Source organism: Labrys sp. LIt4, assembly GCF_017813775.1.
GTDB classification, from domain to species: Bacteria; Pseudomonadota; Alphaproteobacteria; order Rhizobiales; family Labraceae; genus Labrys; species Labrys okinawensis_A.
Map to the genome: position 1 here is coordinate 122,996 of NZ_JAGIPY010000005.1, position 16,881 is coordinate 139,876.

Annotated in this window: 13 protein-coding genes; 4 read left to right on the plus strand and 9 right to left on the minus strand. The window is 65.2% G+C overall.

Annotated elements, in window-relative coordinates; all coding sequences use genetic code 11:
- The first annotated feature begins 447 nt into the window (after nucleotides 1–447).
- On the plus strand, nucleotides 448–1,536 hold the full coding sequence (locus J8I29_RS11325) for an AI-2E family transporter (protein WP_209431714.1): 1,089 nt from the start codon (nucleotides 448–450) through the stop codon (nucleotides 1,534–1,536).
- Nucleotides 1,537–1,702: 166 nt separating this feature from the next.
- Here the strand turns inward: J8I29_RS11325 and puuE are convergent, their stop codons facing one another.
- From puuE to J8I29_RS11340, 3 genes are all read right to left on the minus strand, one after another.
- On the minus strand, nucleotides 1,703–3,133 hold the full coding sequence (gene puuE, locus J8I29_RS11330; RefSeq protein WP_209431715.1) for an allantoinase PuuE: 1,431 nt from the start codon (nucleotides 3,131–3,133) through the stop codon (nucleotides 1,703–1,705).
- A 3-nt stretch (nucleotides 3,134–3,136) separates the two neighbouring features.
- The gene (uraH, locus tag J8I29_RS11335) at nucleotides 3,137–3,490 is read right to left on the minus strand and encodes a hydroxyisourate hydrolase (RefSeq protein WP_105860800.1); all 354 of its coding nucleotides are present in this window, start codon (nucleotides 3,488–3,490) and stop codon (nucleotides 3,137–3,139) included.
- A gap of 153 nt (nucleotides 3,491–3,643) precedes the next feature.
- Nucleotides 3,644–4,597 carry a LysR family transcriptional regulator gene (locus J8I29_RS11340; RefSeq protein ID WP_209431716.1) on the minus strand — a complete coding sequence of 318 codons (954 nt, stop codon included), beginning with the start codon at nucleotides 4,595–4,597 and terminating at the stop codon, nucleotides 3,644–3,646.
- 363 nt (nucleotides 4,598–4,960) lie between these two features.
- Between J8I29_RS11340 and J8I29_RS11345 the strand changes: the two genes are divergently transcribed.
- Complete coding sequence (locus J8I29_RS11345; protein WP_105860803.1) at nucleotides 4,961–6,232, plus strand: urate hydroxylase PuuD; 1,272 nt, start codon at nucleotides 4,961–4,963, stop codon at nucleotides 6,230–6,232.
- Between the two features lie 597 nt (nucleotides 6,233–6,829).
- Here J8I29_RS11345 and J8I29_RS11350 read toward each other — a convergent pair.
- The 6 genes from J8I29_RS11350 to gcl all read right to left on the minus strand — a co-directional run bounded on the left by J8I29_RS11350 (nucleotide 6,830) and on the right by gcl (nucleotide 14,376).
- Nucleotides 6,830–8,053, minus strand: a complete 1,224-nt coding sequence (locus J8I29_RS11350; protein WP_105860804.1) for a M20/M25/M40 family metallo-hydrolase — start codon at nucleotides 8,051–8,053, stop codon at nucleotides 6,830–6,832.
- Between the two features lie 11 nt (nucleotides 8,054–8,064).
- Nucleotides 8,065–9,333 (minus strand): allantoate amidohydrolase, encoded by a 1,269-nt coding sequence (locus J8I29_RS11355; protein ID WP_209431717.1) that lies wholly within the window; start codon nucleotides 9,331–9,333, stop codon nucleotides 8,065–8,067.
- Complete coding sequence (locus J8I29_RS11360; RefSeq protein WP_209431718.1) at nucleotides 9,333–10,607, minus strand: glycerate kinase; 1,275 nt, start codon at nucleotides 10,605–10,607, stop codon at nucleotides 9,333–9,335. The genes J8I29_RS11355 and J8I29_RS11360 overlap by 1 nt, the downstream gene beginning before the upstream one ends.
- 56 nt (nucleotides 10,608–10,663) lie before the next feature.
- On the minus strand, nucleotides 10,664–11,557 hold the full coding sequence (gene glxR, locus J8I29_RS11365; protein ID WP_209431719.1) for a 2-hydroxy-3-oxopropionate reductase: 894 nt from the start codon (nucleotides 11,555–11,557) through the stop codon (nucleotides 10,664–10,666).
- 166 nt (nucleotides 11,558–11,723) lie between these two features.
- Entirely contained in the window at nucleotides 11,724–12,509 is a 786-nt protein-coding gene (gene hyi, locus J8I29_RS11370; RefSeq protein WP_209431720.1) for a hydroxypyruvate isomerase, read from the minus strand.
- A gap of 97 nt (nucleotides 12,510–12,606) precedes the next feature.
- Nucleotides 12,607–14,376: a glyoxylate carboligase gene (gcl, locus tag J8I29_RS11375; RefSeq protein ID WP_105862549.1), complete on the minus strand. Its 1,770-nt coding sequence runs from the start codon at nucleotides 14,374–14,376 to the stop codon at nucleotides 12,607–12,609.
- Nucleotides 14,377–14,639: 263 nt separating this feature from the next.
- On the opposite strand from gcl, the gene J8I29_RS30405 reads away from it, so the two are divergent.
- Complete coding sequence (locus J8I29_RS30405) at nucleotides 14,640–15,245, plus strand: lysozyme inhibitor LprI family protein (protein ID WP_348536003.1); 606 nt, start codon at nucleotides 14,640–14,642, stop codon at nucleotides 15,243–15,245.
- 130 nt (nucleotides 15,246–15,375) lie between these two features.
- The gene (glmU, locus tag J8I29_RS11385; protein WP_209431721.1) at nucleotides 15,376–16,731 is read left to right on the plus strand and encodes a bifunctional UDP-N-acetylglucosamine diphosphorylase/glucosamine-1-phosphate N-acetyltransferase GlmU; all 1,356 of its coding nucleotides are present in this window, start codon (nucleotides 15,376–15,378) and stop codon (nucleotides 16,729–16,731) included.
- The last annotated feature ends 150 nt before the right edge of the window (nucleotides 16,732–16,881 follow it).

Sequence of the window (16,881 nt, forward strand, 5' to 3'; positions counted from 1 at the left end):
AATTGCTCAAATACATAAGAATCTAGAAGAATTGATTCGAAATCCATTTCGAAATATTTAAAATTTAGATGCCCAGTGACGGAGTTCATTTATAGCAGCGATCCACGAAATTGCCCAACATCACACGGCGACATGCAGCTCCGGTTTCACATGAAACGGGCAGGATCCGGGAAAGCGCCGCAGCCCGGCACCGCTTGGAGACCCGCCCAACCGGCACCGCCGAAGCCGCATGATGGTGGAACCACGCACATCATCCTTTCATCGACGAGCACCGCGGCATTCAACACGCCATATCGGCGATGGTTCCCCTGAACCCGCCCCGTTCGCATGTCGTTTCATGCCGGCAGGAACTCTCAGGCTTCCCATCGTGTTGGGCGAAAGATGGCGCGCCGGCTTGGCTTTCCCTATAGGAAGGCAACGAATTCGCCCACCACAGCAGGGGCATGCATGCAAGACCAGAACAACACGCTTTCCACCAACAAGCCCGCCTCGCAACCCGATGCCTCACCCGAGCTCGAAGAGGCCGTCAGCCGCGTCTCGCCCCAGACAGCGATCCAGGCTTGCCTGCTCGTTCTCGCGAGCCTGACGATCGCCTATGTCGCCGCCGACATCATCCTGCCGCTGGTGCTCGCTTTCGTGCTGAAATTGCTGTTCCAGCCCGCCATGCGCCAGCTCGAACGCTTGCGCGTGCCGCGCAGCATCGCCGCCCTCCTGATGATCTTCGTGTTCTTCGGCCTGTTCGTGGGGCTGGGAGCGGCCGTCGCGGGTCCCGCCGCCGAATGGGCCAGCCGCCTGCCGGACGCCCTGCCGCGGCTGCAGGAGCGCCTGTCCTTCCTCAACAGGCCGATCCAGACCTTTCAGAACTTCATGCAGCAGATCGGCGCCGCCGCCGGCGCCAATGTCGATATTCTCGGCGCGGCTTTCCGCGGCACGCAGCATTTCGCCAGCGGCTTCTTCGAAACGATCCTGATCCTGTATTTTCTGCTGGTGTCCGGCGACACGTTCCTGCGCAGGATGGTCGAAATCCTGCCGCGCTTCAGCGACAAGCGGCAGGTCGTCACGCTGTCGCAGCAGATCGAGGAGAACATCTCGATCTATCTGGCGACGATCACCGTGATGAATGCGCTGGTGGGGCTGGCCACCGGCCTGACCATCTGGGCCACCGGGTTGGGCGATCCGGTTCTATGGGGGGTGGTTGCCTTCGCCCTCAATTTCGTGCCGATCATGGGTCCCTTCTTCGGGGTGGCCCTGTTCGCCTTTGCCGGTCTGCTGCAGTTCGACACGCTCCTGGCGGCCTTCCTGCCGGCCGGCCTTTATCTGGTGATTCATCTGATCGAGGGCGAACTCGTCACGCCCATGCTGCTGGCCCGACGCTTCACCCTCAACCCGGTGCTGATCATTCTTGCCTTGATCTTCTGGTTCTGGCTGTGGGGCGCACCGGGAGCCATCCTGGCGGTCCCGATGCTCGCCATCCTCAAGATCATCTGCGACGGGGTCGGCCCTCTCAACAATATCGGCCGTTTCCTGGAGGCTTGAGAATTGGAGGGAAAGTGCGCTTCAGGGAAATCGCACTTCGCTCCAGGGGTCGACTTCGGCAAGCGAGGCGCGGGAGCGGTGTGCCGATCTCCAGATCGGCATCTTCTCTGCCGGCGATCGCATCGTTTCAAGCATGCCGATCTGGAGATCGGCACACCTGCCCCCCTCAGCCCGGCAGCATGTCCTTCAGGCGCAGGCGGGCGATCTCGCCGATCTGCTTGACGGCCTCGGCGAATTCCTGGGTCCGGTCATGCTGCAGGCGTCGCTCGAAGGCAGCGATGATCTCGGCCTTGCTTCGCCCCTTGATCGCCATGATGAACAGGAAGCCGAACCGGGCCTTATAGGCGTCGTTGAGCTCGGTGAATTGCTGGAGTTCGGCGGGGGTGAGGCGATCGAGGCCGGCGGAGGCCTGCTCCGAGGTCGATTCGGCGGTCAGCATCTTGGCCTGTGCCAGTTTTCCGGCAAGGTCGGGGTGCGCCATGATCAAGGCGAGCTTGGCCTCGTCGGATGCGGACAGCAGCACCTTCATCATGGCCGCGTGCAAGCCTTCGGCCGTGTCCTCGGCCGGCGTCAGCCCCTTGTCATAGGCGCCTTCCGCCACCCAGGGGGAATGCTCGAACACGCCGCCGAAACGCTCGACGAACAAGGCGCGATTGAGACGCGTCGGCACATAGCCTCCTTCCGGCGGATGCTGGCGGATCCAGTTGCGGGCGACGTCGAGGCGGGTGGCGAACCAGACATCGGCATGGCCGCGGGCGTAGTCGAGGAAGCGGGCGAGCGCGGCGGCGCGGCCGGGCCGCCCGACCAGGCGGCAATGCAGACCGATCGACATCATCGCCGGCTGCTCGCCGCCCTCGGCATAGAGCGTGTCGAAACTGTCCTTGAGATAGGCGAAGAACTGGTCACCGCTGTTGAAGCCCTGCGGCGTGGCAAAGCGCATGTCGTTGGCATCCAGCGTATAGGGCACGATCAATTGCGGGCCGCGCGGCCCTTCGACCCAATAGGGCAGCTCGTCGGCATAGGAATCGGCCGAATAGAGAAAACCGCCCTCCTCCATGGTCAATTGCAGCGTCTGCGCCGAGGTGCGGCCCTGATAGAAGCCGAGCGGCCTGGAACCGGTGACCTCGGTGTGGATGCGGATGGCTTCCTCGATATGCTCGCGTTCGCCCTCCTTGGTGTAGTCGCGATAATCGATCCATTTCAGGCCGTGGCTGGCGATTTCCCAGCCGGCCTCGATCATGGCGGCGACGGCGCCGGGATTGCGCTGCATGGCGGTGGCGATGCCGAAGACGGTGACCGGGATCTGGCGCTCGGTGAACATCCGGTGCAGGCGCCAGAAGCCGACGCGCGAGCCATATTCGTAGATGGATTCCATGTTCATGTGGCGCTGGCCCGGCCAGGGCTGGGCGCCGACGATCTCGGACAGGAAGGCTTCCGAGGCCGCATCGCCATGCAGGATGCAGTTCTCGCCGCCTTCCTCGTAATTCACCACGAATTGCAGGCAGACCCGCGCCTTGCCGGGCCAGGCCGCCTGGGGCGGCTTGCCGCCATAGCCGATGAGGTCGCGATCATAGCGTCCGTGCGTCGTCCCGGCCATCGCTTACGAGCCCCGATAGGTCGAATAGCTGAAGGGCGAGCAGACCAGCGGCACGTGATAGTGACCGTCCTTGTCGGCCAGCGTCACCCGCAGCGGCACGACATCGAGGAATTCGCCGGCCCCGATGGCGCCGAGACCACGGAAATAGGCGCCGACATGAAAGACGAGCTCGTAGACGCCGGGCACGAAGCTATCGCCCACCATCAGGGGCTGGTCGGTGCGTCCGTCCTGGTTCGTCGTCGTGGTCGTCACGGTGAGGCGCCCGCCCGACGCATCCAGGCGCTGGAGTTCGATGGTCACGCCCTGCGCGGGCTTGCCCCTGGAGACGTCGAGCACATGCGTGGAGAGCCTTCCCATATCGTCCTCACCCGATCCCTGTTCTTAGCTGCGCTTTGGCGAACCGCACTGACCATAGCGAATTTGCCGGCCGCCATTTCCAAATATTTTGTGAAGATGTTTCGATAAAGAATGCTCTTCTGCTGCATGCCGTCCTGAGGCTTATGGAAGCTGTCAGGCTTCATTCTCCTGCAAGGGCGATTGGCCGGACGGCAGGGGACCCAGCCGGGCGAGTTCGGTCGCAAGATAGCGTCGGCCGCGTTCGACCAACAGGTCGGCAAAGGCCTTCACCTTGAGCGGTACGAGATTTCGCGTCGGATAGAGCACGGCCAGCGTGGCGGGCGGCGGCGGATTGGCGGTCAGAACGGGAACAAGACGACCTTGGGCAAGCGCATCGGCAATTTCGTAGACCGGCTTGAGCACGATGCCGCGCCCATCGAGGGCCCAGGCGGTGAGCACGTCGCCGTCGTCGGCATCGAGCGAGCCCTTGATCGGAACGCTGATCTCCTCGCCATCCTGGCTGAGGGACCAGCGGAACTCGCGCGATCCGGGAAAGCGCAGGAGCAGGCACTGGTGGCGTGCCAGGTCGGCCGGCGTCATCGGCATGCCGGCACGCTCGACATAGGCGGGGGAGGCACACAGGACACGCTCGGCATCGGCGATCTTGCGCATGATCATCGAACTGTCGGCATAGGTAACGAATTGCAGTGCGAGGTCGCAGGATTCGGCGATGATGTCGAGGCGGCGCTCGGACAGACGCAGTTGCACGTCGATCTGGGGATGGGCGTCGCGATAGGCCGCCGCGGTCGGGCCCACGAGGCGCCGTCCCAGGCCCAGCGGCGCGGCGACCCGGATCGAACCGAGCGGCATGGCCCCGAGCTCGCCGATATTGGCCTCGGCCATCTCGATGGTGTGCAGGGCGTCGATGACATGGTCATAGAAGATCCGCCCCTGTTCGGTCAGGCCCATATTGCGGGTCGTGCGGTTGAACAGCCGGCAGCCGAGGTGGTTTTCCAGCGCCTGGATGCGCTGGCTGATCACATTGGCGGAGACGCGCATGCGGCGGCCGGCTTCGGAAAAGCTGCCGGCTTCGACGGCGCGGGCGAAGGAACGGAAGTTTTCAAGCATGGCAGGCGGTTCCGTAAAGCAGAGCGTCGGCTGTGGTTTCGGCCAGCCCCGATGGGGCGAGACGAAGGTAACAAGGAGCAATTGTCGTCGCCTGACCGATGCATCCGGAGCGCCGGTCAGAACCTCGCTTCTGCTTGATCATGCTTCACCTCGTTCTGCTCGCAGCCAGGATCGACTATCCACCTTCGAACCCATTCGACGATCTGAATGAAGGTCGAAGGTCATCAAACTGGCGAGATTCTTGCCTGTCAGCTCCACAGGGCGGCATTTGTTGCCATGCCTGTAGGGAACAATCATGCAGCCCGTAAGCCGGTAGTAAAGGACGGCTTTGCGGACTAGGTCGGAAATGGGAGGAAATAACCAATGCTGATGACCCTGTACGAATGGGGCAGTCTGATGTTGCGTTGGGCACATGTCATCACCGGGATCGCCTGGATCGGCTCCTCGTTCTACTTCATGCACCTGGACGCGAGCATGCGCCCCACGCCGAAGATCCCCGCGGGGCAGGGCGGCGAAGCCTGGGAAGTCCATGGCGGCGGCTTCTACCAGGTGCAGAAATATCTGGTGGCGCCGGACTTCCTGCCCGAGCACCTGACCTGGCACAAATGGCAGTCCTATTCGACCTGGCTGACCGGCTTTTGCCTGTTGCTGTGGGTCTACTACGCCCAGTCGAGCCTGCTCCTGATCGATCCCGCCGTCCGCGTGCTGTCGCCGGCTATGGCCCTGGTGGTCGGCATTGGCGGCCTGGCCGCCGGCTGGCTGGTCTATGACTTCCTGTGCAAATCCCCGGTCGGCAAGAACGAGACGCTGCTCGCCGGCATCGGCCTGGTCTTCGTGGTGTTCATGGCCTGGTTCTTCCAGCAGATGTTCTCGGCCCGCGGCGCCTTCATCCACACCGGGGCGCTGATGGCGACGATGATGTCGGCCAATGTGTTCTTCGTGATCATCCCCAACCAGCACAAGGTGATTGCCTCCCTCAAGGCCGGACAGACGCCTGATCCCTCGCTCGGCAAGGCGGCCAAGCAGCGCTCCTCGCACAACAACTATCTGACGCTGCCCGTGCTGTTCCTGATGCTGTCCAACCACTATCCGCTGACCTATTCCAGCCCCTACGCCTTCCTGGTGGTCGGCCTGATCCTGGTCGCCGGCGCGCTGATCCGGGTGTTCTACAACGAACGCCATGCCGGACGCGGCGACAAGTGGTGGACCTGGGCGCTTGCGGCCATCCTGATCTTCGGCGCCATCTGGATCAGCGCCTTCCGCTCGCCGGCCTTCCGCGAGGCCTTCGACCTCGGCGCCATCGAGGCGCCGGCGGCAACCGAAACCGCCCTCGCCGCCACCGTTCCGGCGGCGGTGCACGACATCATCACCAGCCGCTGCTCCATGTGCCACGCCGAGACGCCGGTCTATCAGGGCATCAACATGCCGCCCAAGGGCGTGCTCCTGGATTCGCCCACCAACATCGCCCGCAACGAGCATGAAGTGTTCGTGCAATCGGTGATGACGCATGCCATGCCGCCCAACAACGTCACCGAGATGACCCAGGACGAACGCCGCGTGTTGCGCGACTGGGTACTCGAGCGCGGGAAGGCGGCGGCGCAGGCCAACCCGGCGGTTCAGCTCGCCGGCCGCTGAAGCAGCCTCGGCACCGGTTCTCTCCCCGTTTCCTCCGACACATGCAATGGCCCCGCTTGCGGGGCCTTTTTGCGTTTGGCGCCAATGTCCCTCCACCTTGCCGCCAAACATGCGCCTCCCGCCCATGGGCAAAGCACGGCGCCGTGAAAACATAGGCGGAAAGATCTCGATCACCATGCCCGGGGCCGGGTGGGCATTACTTACGGGCGAGGGGTCGAGATAGCGCGAGCCGGGCGGCGTGAGAGGCTTCGCCATCCCCCATACCCGGGTGCCATGCCCGCTCTCCTCGGCGATGGCTTGGCCGAAGCAGAGCGGACAAGGGCGGGAACAGGCTGTCTCATCGGAGACTGCCGCATGCGCCAGCGCCGGCGCTTCGCAGGAAAGCGCAGACACGCTCCATCCCCTATCGGCGAGACATCGTCCCGCGCTGGCGCCGTTGCGCCGCAGCGCCGTCACTGCCGAGAACGGCGCACCGGGACGGAGAACACCATAAATCCAAAGAGCCTCCCCCTTGCGGGGAAGGCTCTTCGGCAAATTGGACCGGACGGGTGACGGCAGGTGTGCTGGCACGATGCCCCCTCCCCGGTTGTGCTGGACTCAGGCCAGGAGATCGGCCAGCGCAGCGGCCACGACTTCGGTCGCCTTATAGAGGTCGGGCAGGTAGAGACGCTCGTCGGCCCGGTGGGCGTTCGCCTCCTCGATGCTGCGCGGGCCGGCGCCGTAGAGCACGATCGGAATGCCCTTGGCGGCGTAATGGCGGGCATCGGTGTAGAGCGGCACGCCATTGGTGGCGACATCGACGCCCATCACGCGGCTCGCCTCGCGGGTCAGCGCTTCGGAGAGCTTTTCGGAGCCCGGCAGCGGCGTCAGCGGCTCCGCCAGCAGGATGCGGCGGACCTCGACGCGGGCGGCGGGCGTCGCCTGGGCAGCGCCTTCGATCACCCTGCGCAGTTCAGCCTCGACAGCCTCGCCCTTCTCTTCCGGCACCATGCGCCGGTCGAGGCGGAAGGTCACCCGGTCGGGCACCACATTGGTGTTGATGCCGCCATGGATCAGACCGATGGTGAGCTGCGGCGCGCCGATGCCGGGCACCTCCGAGACACGCTGGGCCAACGAGGTGCGCCAGGTATAGAGGGCGCCCAAAATGTTGGTGGCGGCTTCGAGCGCATCCACGCCCGTCCAGGGCTTGGCGGCATGGGCCGAACGCCCGTTCACCTCGACTTCGAGATGCAGGCAGCCATTATGGGCATTGACGACGGCATAGGAGAAGCCGGCCGCCAGCGCCAGGTCCGGCTTGGTCAGGCCTTCCGACAGCAGCCAGCCCGGGCCGATCTCGCCGCCCGCCTCTTCGTCATAGGTGAGATGGAGTTCGATGGTGCCCTTGAGCTCGCCACCGAGCTTTTCCAGCGCCTTGAGGGCGAAGGCATAGGTGGCGAAATCGGACTTCGACACGGCGACGCCGCGGCCCACCATCCAGCCGTCGACGATTTCGGCGCCATAGGGATCACGAGTCCAGCCCTCGCCGGGGGGCACCACGTCGCCATGGGCGTTGAGGGCGATGACCGGGCCGTCGCCGAAGCGCTTGCGCACGATCAGATTGGTGGCCGAGATCATGCCATGCTGGCGCACCAGCGCCTCCGGCACGACGTGGCGCTCGACGGTGAAGCCGAGGCCCTCGAGCAGGCGCGCGGCCTTCTCGGCATGGGCGGCGCAATCGCCGGCCGGATTGTCGGACGGCGTGCGCACGAGTTCGGCGAGGAATTCGGTCTGCCGCTCGCGCTCGCTCTCCAGATAGGTGCGGATGGTGTCCTTGATGCTCATAATGGTCTCGTTCAGGCTGGAAGAGGGGGAAGAGAGGCAGGCAGGCGCTTGAGGAAGCCGAGCAGCACCTCCAGGGCGGCGCCGACATCCTCGGTGAGGACGGCTTCGGCCGGGTTGTGGCTGACACCGCCCTTGCAGCGCAGGAACAGCATGGCGATCGGGCACAGGCTGATCATGGCGAGGCCGTCATGGCCGGCCCCGCTCGAGAGTTTGAGGGGCTTGAGGCCGGCCGCGGCCACGGCCGCTTCAAAGGTCTCGATCAGGCGCGGATCGCAGCGGGCGGCCGGCTCGTCATAGGTCTTGTGAATGGCGAAGGTGACGCCGCGGCGGGCCGCTATGGTCTCGAACCTGGCAATCAGCTCGGCGACGGCGGCGTTGCGGATCGCGTCGTCGGGGCTGCGGATGTCGATCGAGAAATGCGCGCTGCCGGGGATGACATTGACGGCGCCGGGGCGGAATTCGCAGGCGCCGACCGTGGCGACCAGATCGCCGGAGGTGGTGGTGATCAGTTCGGTCGCCAGAATCATCTCGGCCGCAGCGGCGCCGGCGTCGAGGCGCAGGCCCATCGGCACCGTGCCGGCATGGCCGGCCTTGCCGGTGAGATCGACCTTGAAGCGGCTGGCGCCATTGATGGCCGTGACGATGCCGACAGGCAGGTCTTCCGCCTCCAATACCGGTCCCTGTTCGATGTGGACCTCGACATAGCCCAGCGTCCGGGCAGGATCGCGGCCGAGGCGGGAGACGGCGTCGGGGTCGCAGCCGAATTGCACGAGCGCCTCGCGCAGGCTGATGCCGGCCTTGTCGGTGGCGTCCAGATTGCCGGGCTGGAAAGTGCCGGCGAGCGAGCGCGACCCCGTCAGCGTCACCGGGAAGCGCACGCCCTCCTCGTCACCGAAGGCGGTGACCTCGATGGCGAAGGGCAGTCTCTCGCCGGCCTGGTGCAATGCCGCCACCGCCTCGATGGCGACGATCACGCCCAGATTGCCGTCATAGCGTCCGGCATTGCGCACGGTATCGATGTGGGAGCCCAGAATGAGCACGGGCGCATCCGGCGTGGCGCCGGGATAGCGTCCGACCAGCGTCGCCGCCGCATCGAGCTCCGTCGACATGCCGGCCTCTTCCATCCAGCCCTTGACCAGGGCGATGGCAGCGGCATGTTCGGGCGTCAGATAGAGCCGTGTCAGCGCTCCTTCTTCGGCCGAGCATGCCGCCAGTTCGTCCAGCCGGGCCATGGCGCGGGCACCGCCGGATGTGGCCGATGTCGCGAGGGCTAATCTCATCACAGCTTCATTCCTTCGGGCAGCACGAGGACGGCCCTGAAATCATTGACATTGGTCAGGGTCGGGCCGGTGACGATCTGGTCGCCAATGGCCTGAAACAGGGTGTGGGCATCGTTGTTATCGAGGCTGGCGATCGGATCAAGCCCGGCGGCGCGCGCGCGTGCGAGACAGGTGGGGTCGATCACCGCACCGGCCACTTCCTCGGCGCCGTCCACGCCATCGGTATCGCCCGCCAGGGCATGGATGCCGCGCTGCCCGCCGAGCTTGACGGCGAGCGAGAGCAGATATTCGACATTGCGCCCGCCCCGGCCCGTGCCGCGGACGGTGACCGTCGTCTCTCCCCCCGAGATCAGCACGCAGGGCGCCGTTGCCGGCTGGCCATGCTGGGCGACCTGGCGGGCAATGCCGGCCATGACGATGCCGACGTCGCGGGCCTCCCCCTCCAGGGAATCGCCCAGGATGACCGGGGTGATGCCGGCCTTGCGGGCGACCGCCGCCGCCGCGAGCAGCGACTGCTGGGGCGAGGCGATCATATGGGTTTCACAGCGTGCCAGGCGGGGATCGCCGGGCTTGGGCGTCTCCGCCTGGGCGGCCTTGAGATGGGCGATCACCGGCGCGGGCCCCTCGATGCCGTAGCGGGCAAGGATGGCCCGGGCGTCGGCAAAGGTGGTGGGATCGGCCACGGTGGGGCCGGAGGCGATGGCGGCGAGATCGTCTCCCGGAACGTCCGAAATCACCAGGCTGACGACGCGGGCCGGAAAGGCGGCGGCGGCCAGGCGCCCGCCCTTGATGGCGGACAGATGCTTGCGCACGCAGTTCATCTCGTCGATCGGCGCGCCGGATTTGAGCAGCGCCTTGTTGATCGCCTGCTTGTCGGAGAGCAGCAGCCCGTTCGCCGGCAGGCTGAGCAGGGCCGAGCCGCCGCCCGAGATCAGGGCGATGACGAGATCGTCCTCCCCAGCTCCTTCGACCAAGGCGAGCATGCGCGCAGCCGCCTTGACGCCGTTGAGATCCGGCACGGGATGGGCGGCCTCGATCACCGCGATGCGCTGGCAGGGCACGGCATGGCCGTAGCGCGTCACCACCACGCCCTGCAGCGGCCCATCCCAATTGTCTTCCAGGGCCCTGGCCATGGCGGCGGCGGCCTTGCCGGCGCCGACGACGATGGTGCGCCCCTTCGGCGGACGCGGCAGGAAGGCCGGCATGCAGGCGGAAGGCGTCGCCGCAGCAACCGCTGCCTCGAACATCGATGTCAACAATGCCCGCTCCGACATGGCGAACCTTTCAGGAAGAGAAGCTACATGGTCGCGCCGCCAGCCGTTTGCCGGCGTCAGCCCTTGACCGGCGCGCCGATCTCGTAATTGGCCATGATCTCCAGCGCCCGGACCAGGCCGGAGTGATCCCAGGCCGCCCCACCATGCGACACGCAGGCATTGAACAGTTCCTGGGCCGTGGCGGTGTTGGGCAGGGAAAGGCCGAGCTGGCGGGCCGTGGTGAGGGCGAGGTTGAGGTCCTTCTGGTGCAGGGCGATGCGGAAGCCTGGATCGAAGGTGCGCTTGACCATGCGATCGCCATGCACTTCCAGGATGCGGGAGGCGGCGAAGCCGCCCATCAGGGCCTGGCGCACCTTGGCCGGGTCGGCCCCCGCCTTGGAGGCGAACAGCAGGGCCTCGCCGACCGCCTCGATATTGAGGGCGACGATGATCTGGTTGGCGACCTTGGTGGTCTGGCCGTCGCCATTGCCGCCGACGAGCGTGATGTTCTTGCCCATTGTCTCGAACAGCGGCCTGGCGCGCTCGAAGGCGGCTTCCGGGCCACCGACCATGATGGTGAGGGAGGCCGCCTTGGCGCCGACCTCGCCGCCCGAGACCGGCGCGTCGAGATAATCGCAGCCGAGCTCATTGATGCGCCTGGCGAATTTCTTGGTCTCCACGGGGGAGATCGAGCTCATGTCGACGACGAGCTTGCCGGCGGAGAGGCCCTCGGCGACACCGTCCTTGCCGAACAGCACCGTCTCCACATCCGGCGTATCGGGCACCATGGTGATGATGATGTCGGCCTTGCGGGCGACCTCGGCGGCGGTCGCCTCGGCCTTGCCGCCGGCGGCGGTGAGTTCGGCGGGAACCGGGCCGAGGGTGTTGAGGAAGAGAGTATGGCCGGCCGCGATCAGGTGCCCCGCCATCGGGGAACCCATGATGCCCAGTCCGACAAAGCCGATATTCATGGTGAAGATCCTTTGGTTGAATTGCTCCCTTCTCCCCTTGCGGGAGAAGGTCCCGGCAGGGGGATGAGGGGTCTTGCGAACTCTCTCAGAGAGGCGTCTCCACCCCTCATCCGCCCCTTCGGGGCACCTTCTCCCGCAAGGGGAGAAGGGCAACGTCCTGATAGGTTCAGCGAGCGGCACCCGCCGCCTTCAGCCAGCCCAGGCCCGCTTCGGTTTCGCCCTTGGGCTTGTATTCGCAGCCGATCCAGCCGCCATAGCCGAGCTGGTCGAGCCAGCGGTAGAGGAAGGGATAGGCGATCTCGCCGGTGCCCGGCTCGTTGCGGCCGGGATTGTCGGCCAGCTGTACGTGCCAGATCTGCGGCAGGTATTTCTCGATGGTGCGGGCCAGATCCCCTTCCATGATCTGCATGTGGTAGATGTCGTATTGCAGCCCGACATTGTCCGAGCCCGTCTCGGCGATGATCTCGGCCGCCTGGCGGGTGTTGGTCAGGAAGAAGCCGGGAATGTCGCGGGTATTGATCGCCTCGATCACCAGGCGGATGCCGGCCTTCTTCAGTTCGCCGGCGGCATAGCCGATGTTCTCGACGAAGGTGGCCCTTGCCTGCCCCGCATCGACGGCGGCGGGCGCGATGCCGGCCAGGCAGTTGACCAGCTTGCAGTCGAGCGCCTGGGCATAGGCGATGGCCTCAGCGACACCCTCGCGGAACTCGGCCTTGCGGTCGGGCAGCACGGCGATGCCGCGCTCCCCGCCCGCCCAGTCGCCGGCCGGCAGGTTGTGCAGGACCTGGGTGAGCCTGTGCTCCTTCAGGGCCGCGGCCAGCTCGGCCGCCGGGAAGGGGTAGGGGAACAGATATTCCACGCCCGCAAAGCCGTTGCGGGCGGCTGCCGCGAAGCGCTCCATGAACGGCACTTCGTTGAACAGCATGGTCAGATTGGCCGCAAATCTGGGCATGGCTGGGTTCCCGGTTCAGGCGAATTGAGGGCGAGACCATCCGGTCGAGGAACCGTTCCTCGACAGGGATCTACGGGGTGGATGAAGCGATGGCCGGCTATTCGGCCGCGACGGCTTCCGACCGGATGGGCAGGTCGAGAATGTCCTCGAACTCCGTGACCGCGTCGATCTCAGGGCCCATGGCGATGTTGGTGACACGCTCGAGGATGAACTCGACGACGACGGGCACCTGATAGTCACGCATCCATTCGCGGGCCTTCGCGAAGGCCTGCCCGAACTCGTTGGGACTGCGGACCCGGATCGCCTTGCAGCCGAGCCCTTCGGCGACGGCGACGTGGTCGACGCCATAGCTTTCGAGATCGGGCGCGTTGATGTTCTCGAAGGAAAGCTGGACCTGGAAATCCATGTCGAAGCCGCGCTGGGCCTGACGGATCAGGCCGAGATAGGCGTTGTTCACCACGACATGGATATAGGGGAGCTTGAACTGGGCGCCGACCGCCAGTTCCTCGATCAGGAACTGGAAGTCGTAGTCGCCGGACAGCGCCACGATCTCCCTGTCAGGATCGGCGGCGCGTACGCCCAGGGCCGCGGGAATGGTCCAACCGAGCGGGCCGGCCTGGCCGCAATTGATCCAGTGGCGGGGATGGTGCACACGCAGGAACTGCGCACCGGCGATCTGCGAGAGGCCGATCGTCGAGACATAGCAGACATCCCGGCCGAAGGCGGTGTTCATCTCCTCATAGACGCGCTGGGGCTTGAGCGGCACATTGTCGAAATGGCTGCGCCGATGCAGGCTGCCCTTGCGCCCGCGGCATTCGTCGGCCCATGCGGATCGGTCCTTGAGGCGGCCCTGTGCCTGCAACTCGCGGGCGACATCCAGGAAAAGGTCGAGGGCAGCACCGGCATCGGAGACGATGCCGAGATCGGGGTTGAAGACCCGGCCGATCTGGGTCGGCTCGATGTCGACATGCACGAATTTGCGGCCCTTGGTGTAGACCTCCACCGAGCCGGTGTGGCGGTTGGCCCAGCGATTGCCGATACCGAAGACGAAATCGGAGGCGAGCAGCGTGGCATTGCCGTAGCGATGGCTGGTCTGCAGGCCGACCATGCCGGCCATCAGAGGATGGTCGTCGGGAATCGCACCCCAGCCCATCAGGGTCGGAATCACCGGCACGCCGGTCAGTTCGGCGAAGGCGACGAGCTTGTCGGACGCATCGGCATTGATGATGCCGCCGCCCGCTACGATCAGCGGGCGCTCGGCTTCCTGCAGGAGCGCGATGGCCCTTTCGGCCTGGAGCCGCGTCGCAGCCGGCTTGTAGACGGGCAGGGGAGCGTAGATCTCGTCGTCGAACTCGATCTCGGCTGTCTGTACGTCGACGGGCAGGTCGATCAGCACCGGGCCGGGACGGCCCGAGCGCATCAGATGGAAGGCCTGCTGGAAAACGCGCGGCACCAGGGCCGGTTCGCGCACGGTGACGGCCCATTTTGTCACGGGCTTGGCGATGGCCTCGATGTCGACGGCCTGGAAATCCTCCTTGTAGAGCCGTGCGCGCGGCGCCTGGCCGGTGATGCACAGGATCGGAATGGAATCGGCAGCGGCCGAATAGAGGCCGGTGATCATGTCGGTGCCGGCCGGGCCGGAGGTACCGATGCACACGCCGATATTGCCGGCCTTGGCGCGGGTATAGCCCTCGGCCATATGGGAGGCGCCCTCGACGTGGCGGGCGAGGTAATGGTTGATCGAACCGCGCGCCTTCATGGCCGAATAGAGAGGATTGATCGCAGCGCCCGGCACGCCGAAGGCGCAGGTCACTCCCTCGCGTTCCAACACCCTGACGGCGGCGTCGATTGCCCGCATTCTTGCCATGGAGGTTCCGCCCTGTTTCTGATTTTTCTGGTATACAAGATGCCAGCATTTGAAGGCGTGTCAACCGCTTTATACAACCTGGCCCTTGCGCCAGCCGCGGCCGATTGGCGCAAACGGCCCTCGAATCCGGCGGACACACGAGACGAAAAGACCCTTTCTGTTGATGGCTGATGGGGGCGCCATACTAGTCCGATGCCCGCAGCTGAAAATTGTGAGAGGTTGTCCCTCCTTCGTGATCGCCATGCCGATCGAGGAGAATGACCATGCGGCTGCCTGGCTTGATACGAATCGCTGTGATGGGACTGGCGGTCGTCTTCGCGGCAGGGCCGGCCTTTGCGGCCGGGGACTGTACCAATGCCGAAAATGAGGCTGCGCTCAATCAATGCGCCGGCAAATCATTGAAGGCGTCCGATGGCGAGCTGAACACGCTCTACAAGCAGATTCAGAAACGCCTGAACGACGATGCGGACAAGACGAAATTGCTGGTGGCGGCGCAAAGAGCCTGGGTCGCCTTTCGCGACGCCGAATGCAATTTCTCAAGTGCCGGCGTCACCGGTGGCACCCTCTATCCGTTGGCAGTGCCGCGACGGCCTGACGAAGGATCGCATCAAGACCTTCAAGACCTATCTCAACTGCACGGAAGGCGATTTGAGCTGTTCGGTGCCGGCGGCGAATTAAGTGCGCGCCGCATCCCTTCGCCTGCATTTCTGACAAGATCCTCGCCGATAGGCTTCCTGCTGCCGCTCTGCCGGAGCAGACTCGCATCGTCTCGTCCTCTCCCGGGGATGTATGCGGCCTGCGTTGATCGCCGAGGGCTGAAACTTTATAAAGTTCCGGGATTCGATCGAAGAATCACACAAACGTCATGATGAAAGGACAGGAGTGTTCATATCAATGACGTAGCACTGCCGCTGTGACACTGAAGCTGTCGTTCGTTCAACTGATACCGAACGCTTCACAGAGCGCAGGCAACTTATCGCAACGTATACGGATCATGACATGTCCCGACCGACCCTAGCCGTCATCCTCGCCGCAGGTGAAGGCACCCGCATGAAATCGTCACTGCCGAAGGTGCTGCATGCCATCGCCGGCCGTTCCATGCTGGCCCATGTCCTGGCGAGCGTGAAGCAGGCCGGTATCACCGATGCGGCCGTCGTCGTCGGCCCTGGCCGGGAGGATGTCGCCAAGGTCGCCCAGAAGGAACTGCCCGGCTGCGCCGTGTTTACCCAGGTCGAGCGCAAGGGCACCGGTCATGCCGTGCTGGCGGCGAAAGAGGCGCTGGCCGGCGGCAAGGACATCATCGTGCTCTATGCCGACACGCCGCTGGTGCGTCCCCAGTCGATCGAGACTCTGAAGGCGGCCCTGGCGGATGGCGCCAGCGTCGCCGTGCTGGGTTTTCATGCGGCCGACCCCACCGGCTATGGCCGCCTGATCGTCGAAGGCGATGCGCTCACGTCGATTGTCGAAGAAAAGGACGCCACGCCCGAGCAGAAGGCCGTCGGCTTCTGCAATGGCGGCCTGATGGCGCTCAGCGGCGAGCACGGCCTCGCCTTGCTCGAAGCGATCGGCAACGACAACGCCAAGGGCGAATATTATCTCACCGACGCGGCTGAGATCGCGCATCGGCAGGGGCTCCGGGCCGTCGCCCGGCCGATTGCCGAGGAGGAGGTGCAGGGCGTGAACGATCGCCTGCAACTGGCCGCGGCGGAAGCCGTCATGCAATCGCGGCTGCGCGCGACCGCCATGCGCGAAGGCGTGACCATGACCGCGCCCGAGACCGTCTTCCTGTCCCACGATACGCGCATCGGCAACGACGTGGTGATCGAGCCCAACTGCTGGTTCGGCCCGGGCGTGACCATTGAGAGCGGTGCCGTGATCCATGCCTTCTCCCATCTGGAAGGCGCGCATGTCGGCAGCGGCGCCTCGGTCGGTCCCTTCGCCCGGCTGCGCCCGGGCGCTGATCTTGCCGAGGCGGTCAAGGTCGGCAATTTCGTCGAGGTCAAGGCGGCGAGCGTCGAGAAAGGCGCGAAGATCAGTCATCTCAGCTATATCGGCGATGCCCGGGTCGGGGCGGAGGCCAATATCGGCGCCGGCACCATCACCTGCAATTATGACGGCTATCTCAAGCATCGCACCGATATCGGCGCGGGCGTGTTCGTCGGTTCCAATTCCGCCCTGGTGGCACCGGTGACGATCGGCGACAACGCCAATATCGGCGCCGGGTCGGTGATCACCAGGGATGTGCCCGCCGATGCCCTGGCGGTGGCCCGCGGCCGGCAGGTCGGGATCGATGGCTGGGCCAAGGCCTATCGCGCCAAGAAGAAGGCGGAAAAGGAAGCCAAGGCCAAGGGTTGAAGAGCCCCGGCAGCGAGGGTGCGCACGCCCTCGCTGCGGGAAGGCAACAATCCGTGTGCGTCTTTTCTGCGCAACACCAAAAAAATAGCCGGCTGTGAGCCGGCTATTTTCATGGTGGGCTTCGGAAATCGCCCGGCGGCGCCGGCGTAT